This window comes from Streptomyces sp. NPDC104106, from assembly GCF_055584345.1.
In genome coordinates, this window is record NZ_JBVJMF010000002.1 from 454,424 (window position 1) to 476,870 (window position 22,447).

The following is a 22,447-nucleotide window of genomic DNA, read 5'->3' on the forward strand; positions in this document are numbered from 1 at the left end:
CGAAGGGCGGCCCGTCCGGAAGGACGGGCCGCCCTTCGGCGTTCCCGCAAGGCCCTACACCTCGTGTTCCGACAGCCCCGGCCAGTCCTCCGGGCCGCCCCCCTGCCACTCGATCAGATCGCTCTCCTCCACCTCGACGCGGTCCAGGTCGGCCAGCCGCAGGATCTCCACGACGTCGTCCAGATGAGAGGCGATCCCCAGGGTCACCTCCCCCTCGGTGACCCGCCGGGAGCCGTCCAGCGCGGGGGCGTGGACCACGATGTGCGGGTACTGCGTCGGATTGCCCATGCGTTCAGCGTGCGGCGCCCGTGGTCTTCTCGCACGTCGGCTGCGTTCGGCGCTGACCGAGGACGTGGCGAGCAGCCTGCGGGCGATGCACAGGTGGCTCGGGGAGGAGAGGCGGGCCTGCCTCCGAGAGGGTCCCGGCGCGAGCGCCGAGGAGGTGCTGGGCCGCTTCGAGCCCCGGGGTGGGGACTCCGCCTTCTTGCGGGCTCCGGCCGGCCCGGCTGGGCCGCTAGGTGATCCCGCGCGGCGCATCGGAGATCGCCTTGCGGCCGGAGCGCCTGACGAGAGGCGGCCGGATCGACGTCGAGCACCCCGCGGAAGAAGCCCGCCGGTGCTGACGGAGCCTTGCACATCGTCGAACCCGAGCGGGCCATGAGACGCGGGAAGCCCCGGATCAAGCGCCGCGAGGAGTACGGCATCGAGACCCCGCGTGCCGGTGCCCCGGCGCTGGTCGGCCACCCGGTCTGCATCCCGAGCTGCCGGCGGAGGAACTCCTCGACAACGCCGAACGCTCCCTCGCCGCCGGCGTCGAGCCGGCGTGGGGAGCGTCCTGGTGGCTGGCCGTCCGGCGGCGCGAGGCTGGGCGCGACAGGTCGTTCGCGCCGCCGGACGGGGTCGGGGGGACCCGGCAACGGGTTCCGGGTGGGACCGCGGCGGATGCGACGGAGACCGGGTCGTCCTTCCCTCTGGTCGAGAAGGGGACGCGGGTCCTTCACCACCGCACTGGCTCGCACGCCGCCGCGGTCCTCGCCCTGCCCGCGCGCCGAAGCCCGCCGGCCACCCCTCATCCGGGCCGCCGGGCGTGCCGCGCGGGCCGCGTACGGAGATTGCTGACCTCCCGTCAGGTTCCGTACGCCGCTCGGGCGTCACTGGCCGCTTCAGTCCTCGCGCAGGGCGCGGACCGCCTCCTGCACGCGCTTGCCGTACTCAGGGTCGGCGGCGTGGAAGTGGGCCAGGTTCTTCTCGATCACGTCGTCGCGGCTGACCTGCGACAGGCCGCCGGCGATGTTCGCGATCAGGCGGGACTTCTCCTCCTCGGACATCAGGCGGTACAGCTCGCCCGCCTGGAAGAAGTCGTCGTCCTTGGTGTGCAGGGGCGCGGAGTGGTTGCCCGTGTGGCCGGACACCGCCAGCGGGGCCGAGAGCGGGCGGCCGGTCTCGGCCGGCCCGTCGTAGGAGTTCGGCTCGTAGTTCTTGGCGCCGCGGCCCTGGCCGTTGACGGCCATGTAGCCGTCGCGGCCGTAGTTCCGGGCGCCGCCCGGGACCGCCTTGGGGGCGTTCACGGCGAGCAGGGTGTGGTTGACGCCCAGGCGGTAGCGGTGCGCGTCCGCGTAGGCGAACAGGCGGCCCTGGAGCATCTTGTCGGGGGACGGGCCGATGCCTGGAACGAAGTTGTTCGGGGAGAACGCGGCCTGCTCGACCTCGGCGAAGACGTTGTCCGCGTTGCGGTCCAGGACCAGCCGGCCCACGCGCTGCAGCGGGTAGTCCCGGTGCGGCCACACCTTGGTCACGTCGAACGGGTTGAAGCGGTAGTCGGCCGCCTCGGCCGCCGGCATGAGCTGGACGTACAGGGTCCAGGACGGGTGCACCCCGCGCTCGATGGCCTGGAGCAGGTCCGTCTGGTGCGAATCGGGGTCCTTGCCCGCCAGCTCCGCGGCCTGCTCGCTGCTCAGGCAGCGGATGCCCTGGTTGGTCTTGAAGTGGTACTTCACGAAGAAGGCCTCGCCCGCCTCGTTCGTCCACTGGTAGGTGTGCGAGCCGTAGCCGTTCATGTGGCGGTACGACGCCGGGATGCCGCGGTCGCCCATCAGCCAGGTCACCTGGTGCGTGGCCTCGGGGGAGTTCGCCCAGAAGTCCCAGACGTTGTCCATCTCGGTGCGGCCGGTGAACGGGTCGCGCTTCTGAGAGTGGATGAAGTCGGGGAACTTGATCGGGTCCTTGATGAAGAACACCGGGGTGTTGTTGCCGACGAGGTCGTAGTTGCCCTCCTCGGTGTAGAACTTCACCGCGAAGCCGCGCGGGTCGCGGACGGCGTCGGCGCCGCCGAGGGAGTCGGCGACCGTGGAGAAGCGCACGAACACCTCGGTGCGCCTGCCGATCTCGCTGAGGAAGCCGGCGTGGGTGAAGCCGGTGACGTCGTCCGTCACCTCGAAGTGGCCGTAGGCGCCGGAGCCACGGGCGTGCACCACGCGCTCCGGGATGCGCTCGCGGTTGAAGCGCGCGAGCTTCTCCAGGAGCTGCTGGTCCTGGATCAGGAGCGGGCCGCCGACGCCGGCGGAGGCGGAGTTCTGGTTGTCGGCGACCGGGGCGCCGGACTCTGTCGTGAGCACGCGCTTCGACATCGTGGACCTTCCGTACGAGTGGCAGCGGAAAACTGTTTCCGCTTCGTGGAGCCTAAGTTCGGGCCTTCCGGGCGTCAACAGTTTGTTGAGGCTCAAGGCCGGCGGAGGTGTTCCGGGCCGCGGCGGCGCCTGGGCGCGACAGGACAGGTGTCAGCGCCGCCGCGGCCCGGAAGTGCGGGGGGCGTCAGACCTGGGCGCCCGAGAGGCGCTCCACGGCCCGCAGCAGGGCCGAGTGGTCCAGGCCGCCGTCGCCCTGGGCGCGCAGCGAGGCGACCAGCTGGGCGACCACGGCGCCGACCGGCAGGGCCGCGCCGACGTTGCGGGCGGCGTCGGTGACGATGCCCATGTCCTTGTGGTGCAGGTCGATGCGGAAGCCCGGCTTGAAGTCGCGCTTCAGGAAGTTGTCCTTCTTGCGCGTCAGCACGGTCGAGCCCGCGAGGCCGCCGTTCAGGACGTCGAGGGCGGCCGCCAGGTCCACGCCCGACTTCTCCAGGAAGACCACGGCCTCGGCGCACGCCTGGATGTTGACGGCGACGATCAGCTGGTTGGCCGCCTTCACGGTCTGGCCGGAGCCGTGCGGGCCGCACAGCACGATGGTCCTGCCGAGGGCCTCGAAGATCGGCTTGGCGATGTCGAAGTCGGCCTGCTCGCCGCCGACCATGATCGACAGCACGGCCTCGATCGCGCCGGCCTCGCCGCCGGACACCGGGGCGTCGAGCACCCGGATGCCCTTGGCCCCGGCGGCCTTCGCCAGGTCGACGGAGGTCTGCGGGGTGATCGAGGACATGTCGATCAGCAGGGCGCCCTGCCGGGCGTTCTCCAGGATGCCGTCGGGGCCGTAGGCGATGGCCTCGACCTGCGGCGACGCGGGCACCATCGTGATGACCACGTCGGCGTTCCGCACGGCCTCGGCGATGGAGGAGGCGGCCGTGCCGCCGGCGGCGGCCAGGCGGTCCAGCTTGTCCTGCTCCAGGGTGAAGCCGGTGACGTCGTAACCCGCCTTGATCAGGTTCTCGGACATGGGGGAGCCCATGATGCCGAGGCCGATCCAGGCAATCGCCGGGCGGGAAGAGGGGGCAAGAGTGCTCATGTCAGGGGGTGCCTCTCTCAACAGCTTTGCAGAGTCGGGGGTTCAGCGGGCGGCGCGCGCTTCGCGCGGGAGCCAGTCGAAGGCCTCGGCGCTGGGCCTGTCGCCCGGCTTGTACTCCAGGCCCACCCAGCCGTCGTAACCGGCCTTGCTCAGCTGGTCGAGCAGGTCCTCCAAGGGGAGCGAACCGGTGCCGGGGGCGCCGCGGCCGGGGCTGTCGGCGATCTGGACGTGGCCGGTCTTCGCGGTGTACCGCTCGATGACCGAGGGCAGGTCCTCACCGTTCATGGCCAGGTGGTACAGGTCCATCAGGAACTTCGCGTTCCCGAGGCCCGTCGCCTCGTTGACCTTGTCGACGATCCCGACGGCCGCGGGGGCGCTCACCAGCGGGTACGACGGCGACTCGGGCTGGTTCAGCGCCTCGACCAGCAGGATCGCGCCGATCCGGTCGGCCGCCCGGGCCGCGAGGACCAGGTTCCGAAGGGCGAGCGCGTCCTGCTCGGCCGGGTCCGCGCCCTCGACGCGGTTGCCGTACAGGGCGTTGAGCGCCGTGCAGCCGAGGGAGGCGGCGAAACCGGCGGCCACGTCGATGTTGGCGCGGAACCGCTCCGACTGCTCGCCCGGCACCGACAGGGCGCCGCGGTCGGGGCCCGGCAGCGCTCCGGCGTAGAAGTTCAGACCCGTGAGCTGCACGCCCGCGTCCTCGATCGCCTTCTTCAGGGCGTCCAGCTCGGACTGCTCGGGGGTGGGGGAGTCGACCCAGGGCCACCACAGCTCGACCGCCGTGAAGCCCGCCGCGGCGGCGGCCGCGGGACGCTCCAGGAGCGGGAGTTCCGTGAAGAGGATCGACAGGTTGACGTTGAAGCGCTGGTCTGCAAATCCCATTCGGGCCGCGCTCCCTTCCGTGGTCGACGTGGTCGAGATTCCGTATTATGGAAGTTCGTTTCTGCTTAATGGAAGATTGCCGGGGGGTGTCGGTGCTTGTCAAGGGGGGTCCGTCACCGGCCGCCCGAAAAGCGCCGCCGGGCGTTAGGTTGTGCGCGTGCGATTGAGAGTGGAGTTCACGACCGAACCCTTCGACCTGGACGAGGCGCCCGCGCACGCCATGGCGGCGCGGGAGGTCATCGAGACGGCCGAGCTGGACACCGTCGACGTCGGCCCGTTCGGCAATACGGCGGAAGGCGGCGCGGACCGCGTGCTGACCGCCGTGGACGCGCTGCTGCGCAAGAGTCTGCGGGCCGGTGCCACCCGGATCTCGCTCCAGGTCAGCGTGATCGACGGCGGGTTCGGGGAGGGGGATGGATGAGAGGCGACGAGCCCTTCATCGCGGCCGTGAAGCCGCTGGTCGACGCGATGGGCGGGGAGATGCTGCCGCCGGTCGAGGCGAGGGAGGAGGACGTCGTCCTCGCCTGGGAGGGCGTCGACGTCGTCGCCGTACGACTGCCCCAGCTCGCCGACTCCCTGGACCACATCCTGGCGGCCATGGAGCGCCGCCGGGGCAAGCCGCTGGCCGACCTGGACCGCAAGGCCAAGCAGGAGGTCGTACGGACCCTGGAGGCGCGCGGCGCGTTCGCCGTCCGGCACGGCGTGGAGACGGTGGCCGGCGCGCTCGGCGTCAGCCGCTTCACGGTCTACAACTACCTCAACCGGGACAAGTAGCTCCGCCGGGGCGGGGTACGCCCTCGGGGGCGCCGAGGACTGCCGGCGCGCCTGCGCCGCGCCGTCGCGGCCGGTCGGGCCCCCGGCGCAGCCGCGCATCGATGCGGGCCCGGGCCCTTTGCGGGCGCTGTGGATCACGGCGTGACTTGTTACGCGGAATTTTCAACAAAGTGTTGACGTGGCGTTTCCTGGGGCGTTCACTATCGGCAGCCCGCTTACGCACGAAGGCCGTTTCCGGCCACGGAGGCTCCCGTGACGACGACTTCCACGCCCCCGGGTCTGGCCCGGTTCAACGACCTGGGGGAACGCGAGGCCCTCGCCGCCCTCCACGAGGCGTGCGCCTGCGCCAAGTGGGGACGGCGGCTGCTGGCCGCCCGCCCCTACGCCACCACCGACGACCTCTACGCCGCCAGCGACGCCGCCATGGCCGAGCTGAGCCCGGCGGACCTGGCCGAGGCGATGGCCGGGCACCCCCCGATCGGGCGCCCCAGGCCCGGCGACCCCACCTCCGCCCGCGAGCAGCGCGGCATGGCCGGGGCCTCGGAGGAACTCAAGGCCGAGATGCTCGAACTCAACCTGGCCTACCAGGAGAAGTTCGGCCATGTCTTCCTCATCTGCGCCACCGGCCGGACCGGCGAGCAGATGCGCGACGCCGTCAAGGAGCGCATCGGGAACGCTCCGGAGCAGGAGCGGGAGATCGTCCGCACCGAGCTGGGCAAGATCAACCGGATCCGCCTGGCCCGACTCGTCGAAGAGGACGCCTGACACCATGAGCACCAGCACCACCGCCTCCGTGTCCACCCACATCCTGGACACCTCGACCGGCCGCCCCGCCGAGGGCGTCGCCGTCCAGCTCTCCGCGCGCAGCGGGCGGAGCGCGGACTGGCGGACGCTCGGCGGCTCCGCGACCGACGCGGACGGGCGGTGCAAGGACCTGCCGGCCCTGCCGGAGGGAACCACACATGTACGGCTCGACTTCGCGGTCGAGCAGTACTTCGAAAAGAAGACTGCGAACCAGCAAGCCGATGCGCAGCAGGACGCCCCCGCGAATCGGGACAGCGGACGCGGCGTGTTCTTCCCGGAGGTGGCGATCACGTTCGCCGTCGTACCGGGCGAGCACTACCACGTGCCGCTGCTGCTCAACCCGTTCGGCTACTCCGTTTACCGAGGGAGCTAGCTCATGCCGACCATCCTGGGACAGAACCAGTACGGCAAGGCCGAGAACCGAGTCGTCAAGATCACGCGGGACGGCGCCACCCATCACATCAAGGACCTCAACGTCTCCGTCGCGCTGAGCGGCGACATGGACGACGTCCACTACTCCGGTTCCAACGCCCACGTGCTGCCCACCGACACCACCAAGAACACGGTGTTCGCGAAGGCCAAGGAGCACGGCATCGAGTCCGCCGAGCAGTTCGGCATCCACCTCGCCCGGCACTTCGTCACCTCGCAGGAGGTGATCCACCGGGCGCGCATCCGCATCGAGGAGTACGCCTGGGAGCGGATCGAGACCTCCGACGCCAACTCGAAGTTCATCGGCGCCGACGAGGTCAAGCACTCCTTCGTCCGCAAGGGCCAGGAGACCCGCCTCACCCAGATCACCTACGACGGTGAGAAGTGGGAGGTCGTCTCCGGCCTGAAGGACCTGACGGTGATGAACTCGACCAACTCCGAGTTCTGGGGCTACATCAAGGACAAGTACACGACGCTCCAGGAAGCCTACGACCGCATCCTGGCCACGTCGGTGGCCGCCCAGTGGCGGTTCAACTGGACCGACGACGAGCAGAAGATGCCCAACTGGGAGAAGTCCTACGAGCAGGTCAAGAAGCACATGCTCCACGCCTTCGCCGAGACCTACTCCCTCTCCCTGCAGCAGACGCTCTACCAGATGGGCTCGCGCATCATCAACAACCGCGGCGAGATCGACGAGGTCCGCTTCTCGCTGCCGAACAAGCACCACTTCCTGGTGGACCTGGAGCCGTTCGGTCTCAAGAACGACAACGAGGTCTACTTCGCCGCCGACCGCCCCTACGGCCTCATCGAGGCCACCGTACTGCGGGACGGCTGTGAGGCCCGTATCCCGGTCGACATGACCAACCTCTGACGCGGGACGCGTGCCCCGGCCCGGCCACCTGAAGGGCCGGGGGCACGCCACACCGGAGGGAACGAAATGGCACAGCCTGCGAAGGGGCCCGACAGGGCCCCCTGTCCCACCCCGCCGGTGCACACCGAGGACGCCGTCACGTCCGTGCACCCGGTGGACGAAAAGCTCCACGTCTCGCGGCTCGTCCCCGCCGCGCTCCAGCACATCGCCGCCATGTACGCAGGCGTTGTCACTCCTCCGCTCATCATCGGCCAGGCCTGCGGACTCGACATCGCGGCCCGCACCCGGCTGATCGCCGCGAGCCTGCTCGTCGCGGGCGTCGCGACCATCCTGCAGACCCTCGGCGTCAAGGGCTTCGTCGGCAACCGCCTGCCCTTCGTCAACGCCGCCTCCTCAGCCGGCATCGCGCCCATCCTCGCGATCGCCGAGACCAACGGCAAAGGCCACCAACTCCCCGCCGTCTACGGCGCGGTGATGTGCGCCGGCGTCTTCTGCCTCGCCGTCGGACCGTTCTTCGGACGGCTGCTGCGCTTCTTCCCGTCCCTGGTCACCGGCGTCGTCATCACCCTGATCGGCGTCACGCTGATGCCCGTCCCGGTGAGCTGGGCGCAGGGCGGCGACAGGACGTCCGCCGACTTCGGCTCGATGAGGCACCTCGCGCTCGCCGGGTTCACGCTCGCCGTCATCCTGCTGATCCAGCGCTTCGGCCGCGGCTTCGTCAAGCAGGTCGCCCTGCTGTTCGGGCTGCTCCTCGGCACCCTGGCCGCGATCCCGTTCGGCATGGCCGACTTCAGCGCCCTGAGGTCCGCGCCCCTCGCCGCGCTGCCCGCGCCGTTCGCCTTCGGCCCGCCCGCCTTCCAGCCCGCGGCGATCCTCTCGCTGTGCATCGTGATGCTGGTCCTGATGACCGAGTCCAGCGCCGGCATGCTGGCCCTGGGCGAGATCTGCGAGCGCCGTACCGACGCGCGCACCATCACCCGCGGCCTGCGCACCGACGGCTTCGCCACCCTGCTCGGCCCCGTCTTCGGCGGCTTCCCCACCTCCGCGTTCGCCCAGAACGTCGGCGTGGTCTCGCTGACCCGGGTGCGCAGCCGCTACGTCGTCGCCGTCGCCGGCGGCGCCCTGCTGGTCCTCGGCGCCTTCCCGGTCCTCGGCGCGGTCGTCTCCCTGGTCCCCATGCCGGTCCTCGGCGGCGCGGGCATCGTCCTGTTCGGCTCGATCGCGGTCAGCGGCATCCGTACGCTGTCCGAGGCGGGCCTCGACGACAGCTCCAACATCATCCTGGTCGCCGTCGCGCTCGGCGCCGGCATCATCCCGCTCGCCGCGCCGACGTTCTACGCGGACTTCCCGGCCTGGGCGCAGACCGTGCTCGGCTCCGGCATCAGCGCGGGCGCGCTCGTCGCGGTCCTGCTCAACCTGTTCTTCCACCATCTCGGCACCCGGAGCCGCGGGCCGGCCCCGGCACTCAAATCCTCCTAGGGTCCTGCCGTGCCCTTCCCGTGGACACCCCCGGTCCACGGGCCGCCACTGAAAGACAAGGAAGCACCATGGCACCATCGGCAGCCCAGCGCATCGTCATCGAGAACTGCGCGATCGCGACCGTGGACGCGGGCGACACCGAGTACGCCGCCGGACACCTCGTCCTCGCCGGCAACCGCATCGAGTCGGTCGGCGCGGGCCAGGCCCCCCAGGGCCTGGAGAACGTCGTGCGCCGGATCGACGCACGCGGCCATCTGGCCACGCCCGGTCTGGTCAACACCCACCACCACTTCTACCAGTGGATCACCCGGGGTCTGGCCACCGACCACAACCTGTTCAACTGGCTCGTCGCGCTCTATCCCACCTGGGCGCGCATCGACGAGCAGATGACGTACGCGGCCGCGCAGGGCTCGCTCGCCATGATGGCCCGCGGCGGTGTCACCACCGCCATGGACCACCACTACGTCTTCCCGCACGGCTCCGGCGACCTGTCCGGGTCGATCATCCGGGCCGCCGCCGAGATGGGCGTCCGCTTCACGCTGGCCCGCGGCTCGATGGACCGCAGCGAGAAGGACGGCGGCCTGCCGCCGGACTTCGCCGTCGAGACGCTCGAGGGCGCGCTCGCCGCGACCGAGGAGACCGTCCGCAAGCACCACGACGCCTCCTTCGACGCCATGACCCAGGTGGCCGTCGCGCCGTGCTCGCCGTTCTCCGTGTCCACCGAACTCCTCAAGCAGGGCGCCGAGCTGGCCCGCCGCCTCGGTGTACGGCTGCACACGCACGGCTCGGAGACCGTGGAGGAGGAGAGGTTCTGCCACGAGCTGTTCGGCATGGGCCCGACCGACTACTTCGAGTCCACCGGCTGGCTCGGCGAGGACGTGTGGATGGCGCACTGCGTCCACATGAACGACTCCGACATCGCCGCCTTCGCCCGCACGAGGACCGGCGTCGCCCACTGCCCGTCCTCCAACGCCCGCCTCGCGGCGGGCATCGCCCGGGTCCCGGACATGCTGGCGGCCGGCGTCCCGGTCGGCCTCGGCGTGGACGGCACCGCGTCCAACGAGTCGGGTGAACTCCACACCGAGCTGCGCAACGCCCTGCTCATCAACCGCCTCGGCGCCCACCGCGAGGCCGCCCTGAACGCCCGCCAGGCGCTCCGTCTCGGCACCCACGGCGGCGCCCGGGTGCTCGGCCGGGCCGACCAGACCGGCTCGCTGGAGCCGGGCAAGCTGGCGGACGTGGTGCTGTGGAAGATGGACACCCTCGCCCACGCCTCCATCGCCGACCCGGTCACCGCGCTGGTCTTCGGCGCGGCCGCCCCGGTCACCGCGTCCTTCGTCAACGGCCGGCAGATCGTGGCGGACGGCCGGCTGGTCACCGTCGACGAGGACGCCGTCGCCCGCTCCACCCGCGAGGAGGCCCAGCGCCTCGCCCGGATCGCCGCCCAGGCCTGATCCGCCCCACGCTCCGGCCTGTCCGGTCCCGCACGGGGCCGGCAAGCCGGGAAGACTCCGGCCGGGAGGGACGGCTCCCGGCCGGGAAACCCGTGGACCCGAGCGGGGTCCACGGCAGCTGTTCCGGGGCGTGTGCGCAACGCACCCGCCCCGGAACGGTCACCCCCACCGCTCGCCGCGCGAGCGCCCCGTCCCGGTCCCGCACGACCGCACGCACCACCTCCATGAAACCCGCGTTGACGACGTGTTACCCGACCGGAGGAGCCGCCGTGGCCGCCCATCCCGTAGACGAGAAACTCCCCGCCCTCAAAATGGCGACCAGCGGCCTGCAGCACGTGGCCGCCATGTACGCGGGAGTCGTCGCACCACCCCTGATCGTCGGCGCGGCCGTTGGCCTGTCCGGCAAAGACCTCACCTTCCTCACCGGGGCCTGCCTCTTCACGGCCGGCCTCGCCACCTTCCTGCAGACCCTCGGCTTCTGGAAGATCGGCGCCCGGCTGCCCTTCGTCAACGGCGTCACCTTCGCCGGTGTCGCCCCCATGACCGCCATCGTCGCCTCCACCAAGGACAGGTCCGACGCCCTGCCGATGATCTTCGGCGCGGTCATCGTCGCCGGCTTCCTCGGCTTCCTCGCCGCCCCGGTCTTCTGCAAGGCGGTCCGCTTCTTCCCGCCCGTCGTCACCGGCTCCGTCATCACCCTGATCGGCGTCTCCCTGCTGCCGGTCGCCTTCGCATGGGCCCAGGGCCCCGACGCCAGGGCGAGCGACTACGGCTCCACCACCAACCTCACCCTCGCCGGCGTCACCCTCCTGCTCGTGCTGCTCCTGCGCCGTTTCACCCGCGGCTTCGTCAAGCAGATCGCGGTCCTGCTGGGCCTGATCCTCGGCACGCTGATCGCGATACCCTTCGGCGTCACCGACTTCACCCCCGTCACCAGGGCGGACATCGTCGGCTTCCCGACCCCGTTCCACTTCGGCGCCCCCACCTTCCACCTCGCCGCGATCCTGTCGATGTGCGTGGTGATGGTCGTCTCCATGACGGAGTCCACCGCGGACATGCTCGCCCTGGGCGAGATCGTCGAACGGCCCTCGGACGAGAGGACCATCGCCGCGGGCCTGCGCGCCGACACCCTCGGCTCCGCGCTCAGCCCCCTCTTCAACGGCTTCATGTGCAGCGCGTTCGCCCAGAACATCGGGCTCGTCGCCATGACGCGGATCCGCAGCCGGTTCGTCGTCGCCGTGGGCGGCGGCTTCCTGGTCCTGATGGGCCTGTGCCCGATGGCCGCCTCGCTCATCGCCGTCGTGCCCCGCCCGGTCCTCGGCGGCGCCGGCGTCGTCCTGTTCGGCTCGGTCGCCGCGAGCGGCATCCAGACCCTGGTCCGGGCCGGGCTGGAGAAGGACAACAACGTCCTGATCGTCGCCGTCTCCCTGGCCGTCGGCATCATCCCGATCACCGCGCCGGACTTCTACCACGCCTTCCCGGCGACGGCGAAGATCGTCCTGGACTCGGGCATCTCCACCGGCTGCGTCACCGCCGTCCTGCTCAACCTGGTCTTCAACCACATCGGAAAGGGCAAGGAAGCCCGGGACGTCACGCATCCCATGGAGTCGGGCCAGGAACTCACGCCCGCGCACTGACCGTCCCGCCCCGCCGGCGCGGGGTACGGCCACCCGCCGTACCCCGCGCCGGCGCGCGTCAGACCCGCCGCGCTCTCCACTGGCAGGGCGTCAGGGCGGGCAGCCGGCCCGTGACGTACGAGCGGGGCGGGACGCCCATCAGGGAACGGAAGTCGGACGTCATGTGCGCCTGGTCGAAGTACCCGGTGGCGGCGGCGAGTTGCGACCACGGGACGTGGCCGGCCCGGGTGACGACCATGCGGACGCGGTCGATCCGGGCGTAGTGCTTGGGGGAGACCCCGACCCCCTCGGCGAACAGCTTGCGCAACTGCCGCTCGCTTACCGCGAGTTCCCGGGCCACCTCGCACACCTGCGCGGGCGCGCGGTCCGGCCGGACCGACAGCGCGTCGACCCCCGCCCGCAGCAGCGCCGTACGGTCCGGGTCCGCGGCCGCCGACAGCACTCCGGGCAGCGACTCGGCGAGCCGCGGCAGCGCCTCCTCGGGGTCCAGCCCGCGCAGCCGGTCCGCGAGCAGGCGGGGCATCGCACCCGGCAGCTCCTCCAACGGCGCGGTGCCTCCCACCAGTTCCGCGGCCGCGACGCCCAGCAGCGGGCGGGTCATCCCGGGCGTGAGCCGCAGCTCGACACAGCGCAGATGCGCCTTGCCCGCGTGGTACGACGCCCGCACCCGCGGCCCGACGGCCAACACGTCGCGCCGCCCGTCCGCCGACACGCGCAGCACCACCTTGGTGACCGCGGCGGGCAGGTGCACGAAGGGCCCCTCGGTAGCGGGTTCCGGGGCCGGCCCGGCGTGGGGCACGGACAGCGTGCGCACCCCGGCGATCCAGGGACGCAACCCCTCGGGCACGGTCAGGGCCTGCTCGGCGACGGCGTTCGGCATCACTCCACGGTACGCGCGCCGCACCCGCTTCCGGGCGGCCGAACCGTGCCGGAATTTCCAAGAGCCCCACGTCGGCGGCACACCATCGTGGACCGCATGATTCTGGTGACGGGTGCCACGGGCACCACTGGCAGTGAAGTGGTACGACAGCTCGCGGCGCGCGGCGAGAAGGTGCGCGCCCTCACCCGCGACCCGGGACGGGCCCGGGTGCCCGAGGGGGTGGAGACGGTCCGCGGGGACTACGCCGACGCCGACTCCCTCGCGGCGGCGATGACCGGGGTGACGGCCGCGTACCTGGTGTGTCCGCCCGGCCCCGGCGCCGCGCACGACACGGCGCTGGTCGCGGCGGCCCGGGCCGCGGGGGTACGGCGGCTGGTGAAGCTGTCCGCCATCGGCACCGACGAGCCCGCGGCCGGTCCCTCCGCCGTGTGGCACGGCGAGGGCGAGCGCGCGGTGCGGGAGAGCGGGGTGCGCTGGACGGTCCTGCGGCCGTCGTCGTTCGCCTCGAACGCGCTGGCCTGGGCGGAGACGGTCCGGCGGGGCGAGCCGGTACCGAACATGACCGCCGACGGGGCCTCCGGCGTGATCGACCCGCGCGACATCGCGGAGGTGGCCGTACGGGCCCTGCTGGACGACGCGCACGACGGGCGGACGTACACCCTGACCGGACCGGCGGCGATCAGCGTCCCCGACCAGGCCGCCGTCCTCGCCGCGGTCCTCGGCCGCCCCGTCACCACCCGCGACCTGACGCCCGACGAGACCCTCGACTTCCTGCGCACCGCCTGGGGCATCGACGACTCCCGGGCGCAGGACGTGCTGACCGGCGTCGCCTACCTGCGCGACGGCCACAACGCGGCGGTCACCGACGACGTACCGCGCCTGCTGGGCCACCCGGCCCGGACCTTCCGGCAGTGGGCCGAGCGGCACCGGGAGGCGTTCGGGGCGGCCTGAACAGGCCGCCCGCGAGGGCGAGCCGCCGGCGGCATCGTCCGTGGGCGGCTACAGCCCGAAGAGGGCCAGGTCCTCCGTCAGCTCCTTGAACACCTCGCGCGGGTCGGCGACCAGCTTGCGGTCCCTGAGATCCAGCAGGCCGCCCACCGCGCTGACCTCGGCCGCCAGGCTGCCGTCGGCCTTGCGTATCTCCTGCAGGATCCGGAAGGTCTTGCCGCCGCCCCACTCGAACGCACAGGTCACGTCGACCTCGTCGCCGGCGAGCAGTTCGCGCCGGAAACGCAGGGTCGTCTCCAGCGCCACCGGGCCCACCCCCCGGCCCACGAGACGGGCCTGGCTGATGCCGGCCGCCTGGAGCAGCGACCAGCGGGCGTGCTCCGCGTAGTTGAGGTACACCGCCTGGTTGAGGTGTCCCTGAGTGTCGGTCTCGTAACCTCGGACGGTCACTCGGACGGAAAACGGTTCAGCCACTGCTTGCCCTTCTCGCGGTCGAGGATCAGGTCGGTCGATGGTCCCGGTCGGTCGATCCTGGCACGTCCCTCACACCCGGCGCGGCGAGGCCAGCAGATAGCGGGTCCTGGTGCGCGGCTCGGTGTACTCACCGGCCTGCCAGCCGGCCCGCTCCAGCGTGGCCGCGCAGGCGGCCAGGGCCCGGGCGTCCGGCCCGTACACCGCCACCGCCTCCGGCTGCGGGGTCGCCCGCACCCGGTAGCCGTCCCCCTCCGCGCCCGCCGGCCGGTGCCCGGCCGCCTCCAGCGCGAGCGCCGCGGCCCGCACCAGATGCGCCCGCTCCCACCCGCACGGCCGGTCCACCGAGCCGTCGGCGTTCGTCATCCGGCGCAGCTCCAGCAGTCCCTGCCAGGCGCTGTGCACCTCCCGGGCCCGCGCCGGCCCCGTCGCGGACGCCGCCGTCCGCGCGTCCTCGCCACCGGCCCGCGCCGCGAACACCCCCGCGCCGGGCTCCGCCTGCGGTGCCGGCTCGGCCGCCGCCGGCTCCGCCCGGCCCGCCGACCGCCGTATCCGATGCCCCGCGGGCGTCAGGAAGTGCTCGTGCGGCGGCCGGGGATGCCGGAACACGAGGCCGCCCCTGACCAGCGCCGCGAGCTGCTCGCGCGTCCCCCGCACCCGCCCGGTGACCGGATCGGCTGCCTCGATCACCCGCCGCTGCGCGGCACTCGGCGCTCGGGTCACGGCCGTACTCCTTCCCTGCTCCTGGCAGCGTACGGCGCGGGTCCGACAACCGGCCCTCAGACCTCGGCCCGCCCCTCGGGTGGCCGGATGTTCCATCCGGCCACCACCGGCCGGCCGTGCTCCGTGCCCAGTCGGCCCAGCGCACCCGTGCCCAGCAGGAACAGGGCGCCCTGCTGGGGCGGCAGGCCCAGGCGGCGGGCGGTCAGGACGCGCAGGAAGTGGCTGTGGGCGATCAGCACGACGACCCCCTCGGCGTCGGCGAGGGCCGCGTCTGCCTTGGCCAGCATCCGGTCGGCGCGGTCACCGACCTGCTCGGCGGTCTCGCCCGGGTGCTCCGGCGGCCCCGGCGCGACCCCGTCCGTGAACAGGAACCAGCCGGGCCGGCCGCGCTGGATCTCCACGGTGGTCACGCCCTCGTAGCCGCCGTAGTCCCATTCGCGCAGGTCGGCGTCGACCCGGGCGTCCGGAATGCCGATCAGTTCGGCCGTCTCACGGGCCCGCCCGAGAGGGCTGACGAACGCCGCGCCGATCCGGTGCGAGCGGATCAGCGGCACCAGCCGGCGGGCCTCCTCCCGGCCGCGCTCGGTGAGGGGCACGTCGGTCCAGCCGGTGTGGCGTCCGGAGCGCGACCACTCGGTCTCACCGTGCCGGACGAGAAAGAGGTCACCCACGTCAGCGCCTTCCCGCTCGCCTGCCAGCACCGTGTCACAGCGAGGCGGCCGCCCGCAGGACGGACTCGGCCAGACGGCTGTTCTCCGGGGCGGCGCCCACCCCGGAGGGGAAGCCGAACCGGCGCCGGGTGTAGGCGTACGCGATGCCGTTCGCCGGGTCGGCGAAGCCCAGCGAGCCGGTCGCGCCGCTGTGCCCGAAGGTGCCGGGGGCGAGGAACGGGTAGAGCGCGGGGACGTGCTCGAAGCCGCGCGCGAAGTGGTCCGCGGCGCCGGTGACCAGGTCCGGCCCGCCGGGGGTGCGCAGTGCGCCGAACGCGGCCGCGGTCCCGGGCGTGAGCAGTGGCGGCCTGCCGTCGACGGTGCTGATGGCGGCGGCGTACATCCCGGCGACCCCGCGCGCGTTGCCGACACCGCCCGAGGACGCCGGCCCGAGCGCCCTGACCCGGGGGTGATTGCCGAAGGCCACCAGGTCGGTCGGCTCCGGCCCGTGCCCGTTGAAGGCGACACGCCGGATGCCGCTCGCGGCCGTGGCCCGCTCCTTCAGCAGCGCGGCCTCCTGCGGGGTCGGCACCAGCGGCTGGACGTCCACGAAGCGCCGCTCCTGCGCGGCGGGCAGGCCCAGGTAGTGGTCGAGGCCGTACGGCGCGCGGATCCGCTCCTCGTACAGCTCCTGGACCGACCGGCCGGTCACCCGGCGCACCACTTCGCCGGCGAGCGCGCCGATGACGAAGGCGTGATAGCCCCAGGCGGTACCCGGCTCCCACAGCGGCCGGCGTCCCGCCAGCCGGGCCGCGACGATCCGGTCGTCCGCCAACTGCTCGGTGGTGAAAGGCTGGTCGGCGTCGCCGACCAGACCGGCCCGGTGCTCCAGCAGCTCGCCCAGCGTCAGCCGGTCCTTGCCGTGGGCGCCGAACTCCGGCCAGTAGGCGGCCACTTCTCGCTCCAGGTCGAGCACGCCGTCCTGCACCAGCAGGGCGACCACGAGGTACGCGGCTCCCTTGGCGATGGAGTACAGGGTCGTCAGCGAGGCGCCGTCGACGCCGTCACCGCCCCACAGGTCCACCACCCGTACCCCGTGCCGGTAGACCGCGAGCTGCGCGCCCGGATCGTCCCGCTCCTCGGCGAGCACAGCCGCGAACTCCTCGCGTACGCCCTCGAATCCCTCAGCGACCGTGCCGTGTACGTCGATCGGCATGCTGCGTTCCCCCTGGTTCGGTGATGTCCGGCGGAGATCGTCAACCGGCGGACGGCGCCGGGCATTCCTCCGTCGGACCCGGCTTTCCGGGGACCTCGCCGACGGCGGCCGAGGCCCGCGCTCCGGTCAGGTGCCGGGCCGGACGAGGGTCTTCTCGGTGCCGAGACGCGTGGTACCGGTGCCGGCGTACCAGCACGCTGCCGGTGCAGTGCCAGGTGGTGCCGCCCCGCCCGTCGGACCCGAAGAACGTCCCGACCAGAGGCGTCCCCCGGAACAGCGTGCCCTGCGGTCGCCTCGCGGCCGGGCGCCCGGCCCGGCGGGAGCCGTGCGTACGTCGTCCAGCGGCCGGGCGTCGGCCATGCGCCGCGCGGTCCAGAACCGGGCGGCGCTTTGCGCCTCGCGGTCGGCGGCGTGGCCGCGTCGGTGCCGGCCCGGGCCGCGGGGGCGGTGCCCCCGACGGCCGCGAGACACAGCGCGGCGACGGCCGCCCGGCGTGTCGCGTACGTGGACAAGGCGCTCACCCGGTCTGTCGAACAGGACCGGGGAGAACGGCGGTGCGGCGCTGGTCGGGCGCGTGCGGGAGTCCCCCCGGTCCTTCGGCGGTGATCTTCACACACGCGCGCGAACGGGCGCGAACGGGCGGGAACGGCTACTGCCGGTACCCGCTCAGGAACCGCCCGATGCGCCCGATCGCCGCCTCCAGGTCTTCCGCGTGCGGCAGAGTGAGGATGCGGAAGTGGTCGGGGGAGGGCCAGTTGAAGCCGGTGCCCTGGACCACCTGGATCTTCTCGCGCAGCAGCAGGTCCAGGACGAACTTCTCGTCGTCGTGGATCCTGTGCACCTTGGGGTCGAGGCGCGGGAAGGCGTACAGGGCGCCCTTGGGCTTCACGCAGGACAGGCCGGGGATCTCGTTGAGCTTCTCCCAGGCGGTGTCGCGCTGTTCGTACAACCTCCCGCCGGGCTGCGTCAGTTCGCGGATGGACTGGCGGCCGCCGAGTGCGGCCTGGATGGCGTACTGCGCGGGCACGTTGGCGCACAGCCGCATGGAGGCCAGCATCGTCAGGCCCTCCAGATAGTCCTTCGCGTGCTGCCGGGGACCGGTCACGGCCAGCCAGCCGGAGCGGAAGCCCGCCACCCGGTACGTCTTCGACAGCCCGCAGAAGGTGAGGACGACCAGGTCGGGTGCGAGGGCGGCGGCCGAGTGGTGGACGGCGTCGTCGTAGAGGATCTGGTCGTAGATCTCGTCGGCGAACACCATCAGGCCGTGCCGGCGGGCGAGGTCGAGGATGCCCTCGAGGACCTCCTTGGGGTAGACCGCGCCGGTCGGGTTGTTCGGGTTGATGATGACCACGGCCTTCGTCCGGTCCGTGATCTTCGCGGCCATGTCGGCCAGGTCCGGGTTCCAGTCGGCCTGTTCGTCGCACAGGTAGTGCACCGCCTTGCCGCCGGCCAGGGTCGTCACGGCCGTCCACAGCGGGAAGTCCGGCGCCGGGATCAGGATCTCGTCGCCGTCCTCGACGAGCGCGGTCACGGCCATGGAGACCAGTTCCGAGACGCCGTTGCCGAGGAACACGTCGTCCACGCCGACGTCGAGGCCCAGGTTCTGGTAGCGCTGGGCGACCGCGCGGCGGGCCGAGAGGACGCCGCGCGAGTCCGTGTAGCCGTGCGCCTGCGGCAGCATCCGGATCATGTCCTGGAGGATCTCCTCCGGCGCCTCGAAGCCGAAGGCCGCCGGGTTGCCGGTGTTCAGGCGCAGCACGCTGTGGCCCGCCTTCTCCAGCGCGTCGGCGTGCTCGATCACCGGGCCGCGGATCTCGTAGCAGACCTCGCTCAGCTTGTTCGACTGCCGGAACTCCATGCGCCCCTCCGGAAACTCGTGTTGCTTGGTTTTACCAAGTAGGCGCTTGGAAAGTCCAACATCTTGTCTAGACTGCGTCGCATGTCACCTCGCCGAAGCTACGACCAGTACTGTTCCGCAGCCCGCGCGCTCGACGTCGTCGGCGACCGCTGGACCCTGCTGGTCGTCCGGGAACTGCTGGCCGGCCCCCGCCGCTACACCGACCTGCACGCGGACCTGCCCGGCGTGAGCACGGACGTACTCGCGTCCCGGCTGAAGGACATGGAGCGCGACGGCCTGACCACCCGCCGCCGGCTGCCCCCGCCCGGCGCGGCCTTCGTGTACGAACTCACCGGCCGGGGACGGGAGTTGCTACCGGTGCTGCAGGCGCTGGGCAACTGGGGCGCGGCCGAGCTGGGGGAGCGCCGCCCGACGGACGCGGTGCGCGCGCACTGGTTCGCGCTGCCGTTGCTGCGGGCCCTGGACGGTGAAGGCCTGGTCGAAGTCCGCCTGGATGAAGGCGAGTTCCATCTGCGGGTCGGCGCTCAGGAGGGCCCCGTCTACGCCGACGGCCCCGCCCCCACCGAGGCCGACGCCCGCCTGGAGATGGACGCGGCGACCTGCGAGGCGGTGGCCCGAGGCGAGCTGCGTCTCACCGACGCGGTACGGGACGGACGCGTGACGGTGACGGGCGAGGGCACCCTGGCGAAGGCACTGCGCGCGACGTGACGGCGGGCCTGCGCCCGCTGCCGTCGAGACTGCGGGCGACGTGACGGCCGGCGGGTGTGTGCCGGCGGAACGGGGGCGGCGGTGTGGTGGTCGGAGGGTGCTCGGGATGTGGGTGTGGTGGGTGGTGCGGGGGCGGGTTGCCTGCGGTGCCGCCGGGTGGGGCGGTCGTGGGCGCACCGCCGTGCTGGGGACGTGGTGGTCGGGGGTGCTTGCGCGTGGTGTGGTGGGTGGTGCGGGGGCAGGCGCATGTGGTGCCGCGGGGTGGGGCGGTTGGGGGCGCACCGCCGTGTTGGGGGTGCGGTGGGCGCTGCGGCCGTTGGGGCGTGCCGCGCTCGGGTGGTGGGCGGTGGGCGGTGCGGCGGTCGGGGGATGCGTGCCGCGCCGGTGTGTGTGGCCACCGGGGTGCATGCGGCGCCGGGGGTGTGGGGTCTGGCGGCCGGGGCGCCGGTGTGTGGCGGCCGGGTGCATGCGGCGGGTGGTGTGGCCGGCGGGGGCATGCCGCGCCGGGGTGTGGTGGGTGGTGCGGCGGTCGGGTGCATGCGGTGTCGCGGGGTGTGGCGGTCGCGGGCGCCCGCTGCGCCGGGGGCGGTGGGTGTGTTGCGGTCGGGGTGCCTGCCGGGCCCGGGGTGCGGCCAGTGGGGTGGCGGTCGGGGTGCATGCCGCGCCGGGATGTGGCGGGTGCGGCGCGGTGTGTGTGGGTTGGTGTGGCGGTCGGGGTGCCTGCCGGGCCGAAGGGTGTGGCGGGCGGCGAGCGTGCGCGCCGCCGGTGGGGCGGTGGAGCGGCGCCCTCGGCCCGGATCACCCCGGGCGCGGGCTTCTCGGCCGGCCGGGTACCGGGTGGGAAGGCCCGCCGGAGGGCGGGCCTTCGAGGGTCCGGTCAGACGCCCGGTGGCACCCTGGACGGCCGTCCCGACCCGCGCGTCAGCGCGTACCCGCCGATCCCGGCGAGCGCCGCGAGCACGGCCCCGATCCCGGTCCACACCCACCGGTCGGACCACCACCCGGACGACCAGCCGTCGTGCGAGCCGAAGCTGGACAGCACGGCCGTCTTCGAACCGTCCTTCGCCTCCCCGGACGTGACGGCGATACCGGGCACGAGCGGCTTGCCCAGCGAGCCGTCCACGGCCGCGGCGCCGCCGATGTCCTTGGAGTCGACGCGCACCTCGGCACTCACCGGCTGGCCGAGATCGGTGGCGGCGAGGTCCACCACGGTCAGCCGGACGTAATACGTGCCCGGCAGCGGATCGTTGGCCGACGGCTCGGCCCAGCCGCGCACCGTGCGCAGCACACAGGCCAGCTCGACCTGGGGCGCGTCCTGTGCGACGGGGCGGGGATCGGCGCCGTACTGGCAGGCCTGCCGGCGCCGCAGCCCGTCGTACACGTCCAGCTGCCAGGTCTGCGCGCCGTGCGTCCGCGGCAGCTTCACCGTGGCCCTGACAGTGGGCCGTCGGCCGACGTCCGCAGGGAACGACCAGTACAGGTAGTCACCGGTCGATCCGGACGCGGTGGCCGACTGGCCCTGGTGGATTTCCGTCGCCGTACGGAAGGAGGTGCCCGCCTGGGTGGGCGCCGAGCCGTCGGACGACCCGCTCGGCGACGGACTCGGCGACGCGTCGGCGGCGGCCGGTCCGGCGGCCAGCCCCAGCGCCAGCAGCGCCGCGCTCAACACATGTGTGACCCGCATCAGTTCGTCCTCCAGATCGCGACCCGCCAGCGCGACAGCCAGCCCCACAGCAGACCGGCCAGGAACCCGGTCACCACGAGTGCTCCCAGCAGCCACCAGCCGCGCCCGAGGCCGAAGGAGGCCACGTCGTGATGGCCGGACGGCCCGGCCACGACGTCGACGGTCAGCTCCAGCGGCAAGCCGGGGGTCGTCCTGACGCCCGCGGCGGCCGAGAAGGAGTGGCTGACCTGGAGACACACCGCCTCCGCGGGCGCGTTGTCGTCGTCACTCGCCGGCCGCGGATAGCGCAGCCCGGTCGAGATCACATCCGTACGGCCGGTGCCCGCGGCCTCGCCGCGCACGATCTCCCGGCCGTGCACCGTCACCGCCCGCAGCAGCACCCCGTAACCGGGGTTCACGGCGCGGTCGTCGGCCACGCTGACCGAGGCGCGCAGTTCCTGGCCGGGCTTGACGTCGACCTTGTACCAGCGCTGCTGCCCGAACGCGGCACGGTCCGTGTACAGCCCGGACTTCAGCTGCGGCGCGTCGGTGCACTGGGCGGCGCCCTCGGTGGCCACCGGCGTCACCACCGGATCCGCGGCCCGGTGGACCAACTGGCCGACGCGGCTGGTCAGTTCCTCCTTGTGCCGTACGTCGGTGTAGGTGCCGCCGGTCGCGTCCGCGATGCAGCTGAGCTGGTCCCGGGTCTTGGCGTCCGGCACCAGGCCGAGGGTGTCGATGGTCAGCCCGATGCCCTTGGCGGCTATCTCGCGGGCCACCTGGCACGGGTCGAGCGGCGGGCAGGTGTCCTCGCCGTCGGTGATCAGGACGATGCGGTGGGTTCCGGTGCCGCCGCTCAGGTCGTCCGCCGCCTTCAGCAGCGCGGGCCCGATCGGCGTCCAGCCGGTCGGCTGGAGGGTGGCCACCGCGGTCTTCGCGTCGGTCCGGTTCAGCGGGCCGACCGGGTACAGCTGCGCGGTGTCCTTGCAGCCCTCCTTGCGGTCGTCGCCGGGGTAGTTGGCGCCCAGCGTGCGGATGCCGAGCTGGACCTCCTGCGGCGTCGCGTCCAGTACCTCGTCGAACGCCTGCTTCGCCGCCGCCATCCGGGAGCCGCCGTCGATGTCGCGCGTACGCATGGAACCGCTGACGTCCAGCACGAGTTCGACCTTCGGGGCGCTGGCCTGGCTCTCGTCGGCGACTGCCCCGCCGGGGAACGCGATCCCGGCCGCCAGGGCGGCGAGCAGAGCACAGACTCCCGCCGCCAGCCGTTGTCTTCTGATCAT

The 22,447-nt window shown here is 72.7% G+C and carries 22 protein-coding genes; 10 read left to right on the forward strand and 12 right to left on the reverse strand.

The annotated features are described in order from the left end of the window. Positions 1-54: 54 nt before the first annotated feature. The 4 genes from ACZ60X_RS05930 to ACZ60X_RS05945 all read right to left on the reverse strand — a co-directional run bounded on the left by ACZ60X_RS05930 (position 55) and on the right by ACZ60X_RS05945 (position 4,599). A complete protein-coding gene (locus tag ACZ60X_RS05930) occupies positions 55-288 on the reverse strand; it encodes a hypothetical protein (protein WP_469593760.1) in 234 nt (77 codons plus the stop codon). Positions 289-1,163: 875 nt separating this feature from the next. Then, on the reverse strand, positions 1,164-2,627 hold the full coding sequence (locus tag ACZ60X_RS05935) for a catalase (protein WP_469593762.1): 1,464 nt from the start codon (positions 2,625-2,627) through the stop codon (positions 1,164-1,166). Positions 2,628-2,811: 184 nt separating this feature from the next. After that, positions 2,812-3,717, reverse strand: a complete 906-nt coding sequence (locus ACZ60X_RS05940) for a 2-hydroxy-3-oxopropionate reductase (RefSeq protein ID WP_469593764.1) — start codon at positions 3,715-3,717, stop codon at positions 2,812-2,814. A 42-nt stretch (positions 3,718-3,759) separates the two neighbouring features. Further along, positions 3,760-4,599: a TIM barrel protein gene (locus ACZ60X_RS05945; protein ID WP_469593767.1), complete on the reverse strand. Its 840-nt coding sequence runs from the start codon at positions 4,597-4,599 to the stop codon at positions 3,760-3,762. A gap of 157 nt (positions 4,600-4,756) precedes the next feature. Between ACZ60X_RS05945 and ACZ60X_RS05950 the strand changes: the two genes are divergently transcribed. The 8 genes from ACZ60X_RS05950 (at position 4,757) to ACZ60X_RS05985 (ending at position 12,047) form a co-directional block, all read left to right on the forward strand. Then, a complete protein-coding gene (locus ACZ60X_RS05950; protein WP_469593769.1) occupies positions 4,757-5,020 on the forward strand; it encodes a hypothetical protein in 264 nt (87 codons plus the stop codon). Next, positions 5,017-5,373: a helix-turn-helix domain-containing protein gene (locus ACZ60X_RS05955; protein WP_469593771.1), complete on the forward strand. Its 357-nt coding sequence runs from the start codon at positions 5,017-5,019 to the stop codon at positions 5,371-5,373. Before ACZ60X_RS05950 ends, ACZ60X_RS05955 begins: the two co-directional genes overlap by 4 nt. A gap of 252 nt (positions 5,374-5,625) precedes the next feature. Continuing rightward, a complete protein-coding gene (gene uraD, locus ACZ60X_RS05960) occupies positions 5,626-6,138 on the forward strand; it encodes a 2-oxo-4-hydroxy-4-carboxy-5-ureidoimidazoline decarboxylase (protein WP_469593773.1) in 513 nt (170 codons plus the stop codon). 4 nt (positions 6,139-6,142) lie between these two features. Then, the gene (gene uraH, locus ACZ60X_RS05965) at positions 6,143-6,550 is read left to right on the forward strand and encodes a hydroxyisourate hydrolase (protein WP_469593777.1); all 408 of its coding nucleotides are present in this window, start codon (positions 6,143-6,145) and stop codon (positions 6,548-6,550) included. Positions 6,551-6,553: 3 nt separating this feature from the next. Then, positions 6,554-7,477, forward strand: a complete 924-nt coding sequence (gene pucL / locus ACZ60X_RS05970; RefSeq protein ID WP_469593780.1) for a factor-independent urate hydroxylase — start codon at positions 6,554-6,556, stop codon at positions 7,475-7,477. A gap of 66 nt (positions 7,478-7,543) precedes the next feature. Further along, on the forward strand, positions 7,544-8,956 hold the full coding sequence (locus ACZ60X_RS05975) for a nucleobase:cation symporter-2 family protein (protein WP_469593783.1): 1,413 nt from the start codon (positions 7,544-7,546) through the stop codon (positions 8,954-8,956). 68 nt (positions 8,957-9,024) lie between these two features. Continuing rightward, the gene (locus tag ACZ60X_RS05980) at positions 9,025-10,410 is read left to right on the forward strand and encodes an 8-oxoguanine deaminase (protein ID WP_469593785.1); all 1,386 of its coding nucleotides are present in this window, start codon (positions 9,025-9,027) and stop codon (positions 10,408-10,410) included. Positions 10,411-10,679: 269 nt separating this feature from the next. Then, positions 10,680-12,047 (forward strand): nucleobase:cation symporter-2 family protein, encoded by a 1,368-nt coding sequence (locus ACZ60X_RS05985; protein WP_469593788.1) that lies wholly within the window; start codon positions 10,680-10,682, stop codon positions 12,045-12,047. Between the two features lie 58 nt (positions 12,048-12,105). On the opposite strand, the gene ACZ60X_RS05990 is transcribed toward ACZ60X_RS05985, so the two are convergent. Then, entirely contained in the window at positions 12,106-12,927 is an 822-nt protein-coding gene (locus ACZ60X_RS05990) for a helix-turn-helix transcriptional regulator (RefSeq protein WP_469593791.1), read from the reverse strand. A 96-nt stretch (positions 12,928-13,023) separates the two neighbouring features. Between ACZ60X_RS05990 and ACZ60X_RS05995 the strand changes: the two genes are divergently transcribed. After that, the gene (locus tag ACZ60X_RS05995) at positions 13,024-13,878 is read left to right on the forward strand and encodes an NAD(P)H-binding protein (protein ID WP_469593793.1); all 855 of its coding nucleotides are present in this window, start codon (positions 13,024-13,026) and stop codon (positions 13,876-13,878) included. Between the two features lie 48 nt (positions 13,879-13,926). Here ACZ60X_RS05995 and ACZ60X_RS06000 read toward each other — a convergent pair whose 3' ends face one another. The 5 genes from ACZ60X_RS06000 to ACZ60X_RS06020 all read right to left on the reverse strand — a co-directional run bounded on the left by ACZ60X_RS06000 (position 13,927) and on the right by ACZ60X_RS06020 (position 18,793). Further along, entirely contained in the window at positions 13,927-14,349 is a 423-nt protein-coding gene (locus tag ACZ60X_RS06000) for an acyl-CoA thioesterase (protein ID WP_469593796.1), read from the reverse strand. Between the two features lie 69 nt (positions 14,350-14,418). Continuing rightward, complete coding sequence (locus ACZ60X_RS06005) at positions 14,419-15,069, reverse strand: hypothetical protein (RefSeq protein WP_469593798.1); 651 nt, start codon at positions 15,067-15,069, stop codon at positions 14,419-14,421. 56 nt (positions 15,070-15,125) lie between these two features. After that, positions 15,126-15,740, reverse strand: a complete 615-nt coding sequence (locus tag ACZ60X_RS06010; protein ID WP_469593800.1) for a histidine phosphatase family protein — start codon at positions 15,738-15,740, stop codon at positions 15,126-15,128. 34 nt (positions 15,741-15,774) lie between these two features. Then, complete coding sequence (locus ACZ60X_RS06015) at positions 15,775-16,935, reverse strand: serine hydrolase domain-containing protein (protein WP_469593803.1); 1,161 nt, start codon at positions 16,933-16,935, stop codon at positions 15,775-15,777. Positions 16,936-17,584: 649 nt separating this feature from the next. Then, on the reverse strand, positions 17,585-18,793 hold the full coding sequence (locus ACZ60X_RS06020; protein ID WP_469593805.1) for a pyridoxal phosphate-dependent aminotransferase: 1,209 nt from the start codon (positions 18,791-18,793) through the stop codon (positions 17,585-17,587). 81 nt (positions 18,794-18,874) lie between these two features. On the opposite strand from ACZ60X_RS06020, the gene ACZ60X_RS06025 reads away from it, so the two are divergent. Further along, a complete protein-coding gene (locus tag ACZ60X_RS06025) occupies positions 18,875-19,501 on the forward strand; it encodes a winged helix-turn-helix transcriptional regulator (protein WP_469593808.1) in 627 nt (208 codons plus the stop codon). 877 nt (positions 19,502-20,378) lie between these two features. Here ACZ60X_RS06025 and ACZ60X_RS06030 read toward each other — a convergent pair. Together ACZ60X_RS06030 and ACZ60X_RS06035 are read right to left on the reverse strand one after the other, a co-directional pair. Next, complete coding sequence (locus ACZ60X_RS06030) at positions 20,379-21,185, reverse strand: hypothetical protein (RefSeq protein ID WP_469593811.1); 807 nt, start codon at positions 21,183-21,185, stop codon at positions 20,379-20,381. After that, on the reverse strand, positions 21,185-22,447 hold the full coding sequence (locus ACZ60X_RS06035) for a VWA domain-containing protein (protein ID WP_469593813.1): 1,263 nt from the start codon (positions 22,445-22,447) through the stop codon (positions 21,185-21,187). The genes ACZ60X_RS06030 and ACZ60X_RS06035 overlap by 1 nt, the downstream gene beginning before the upstream one ends.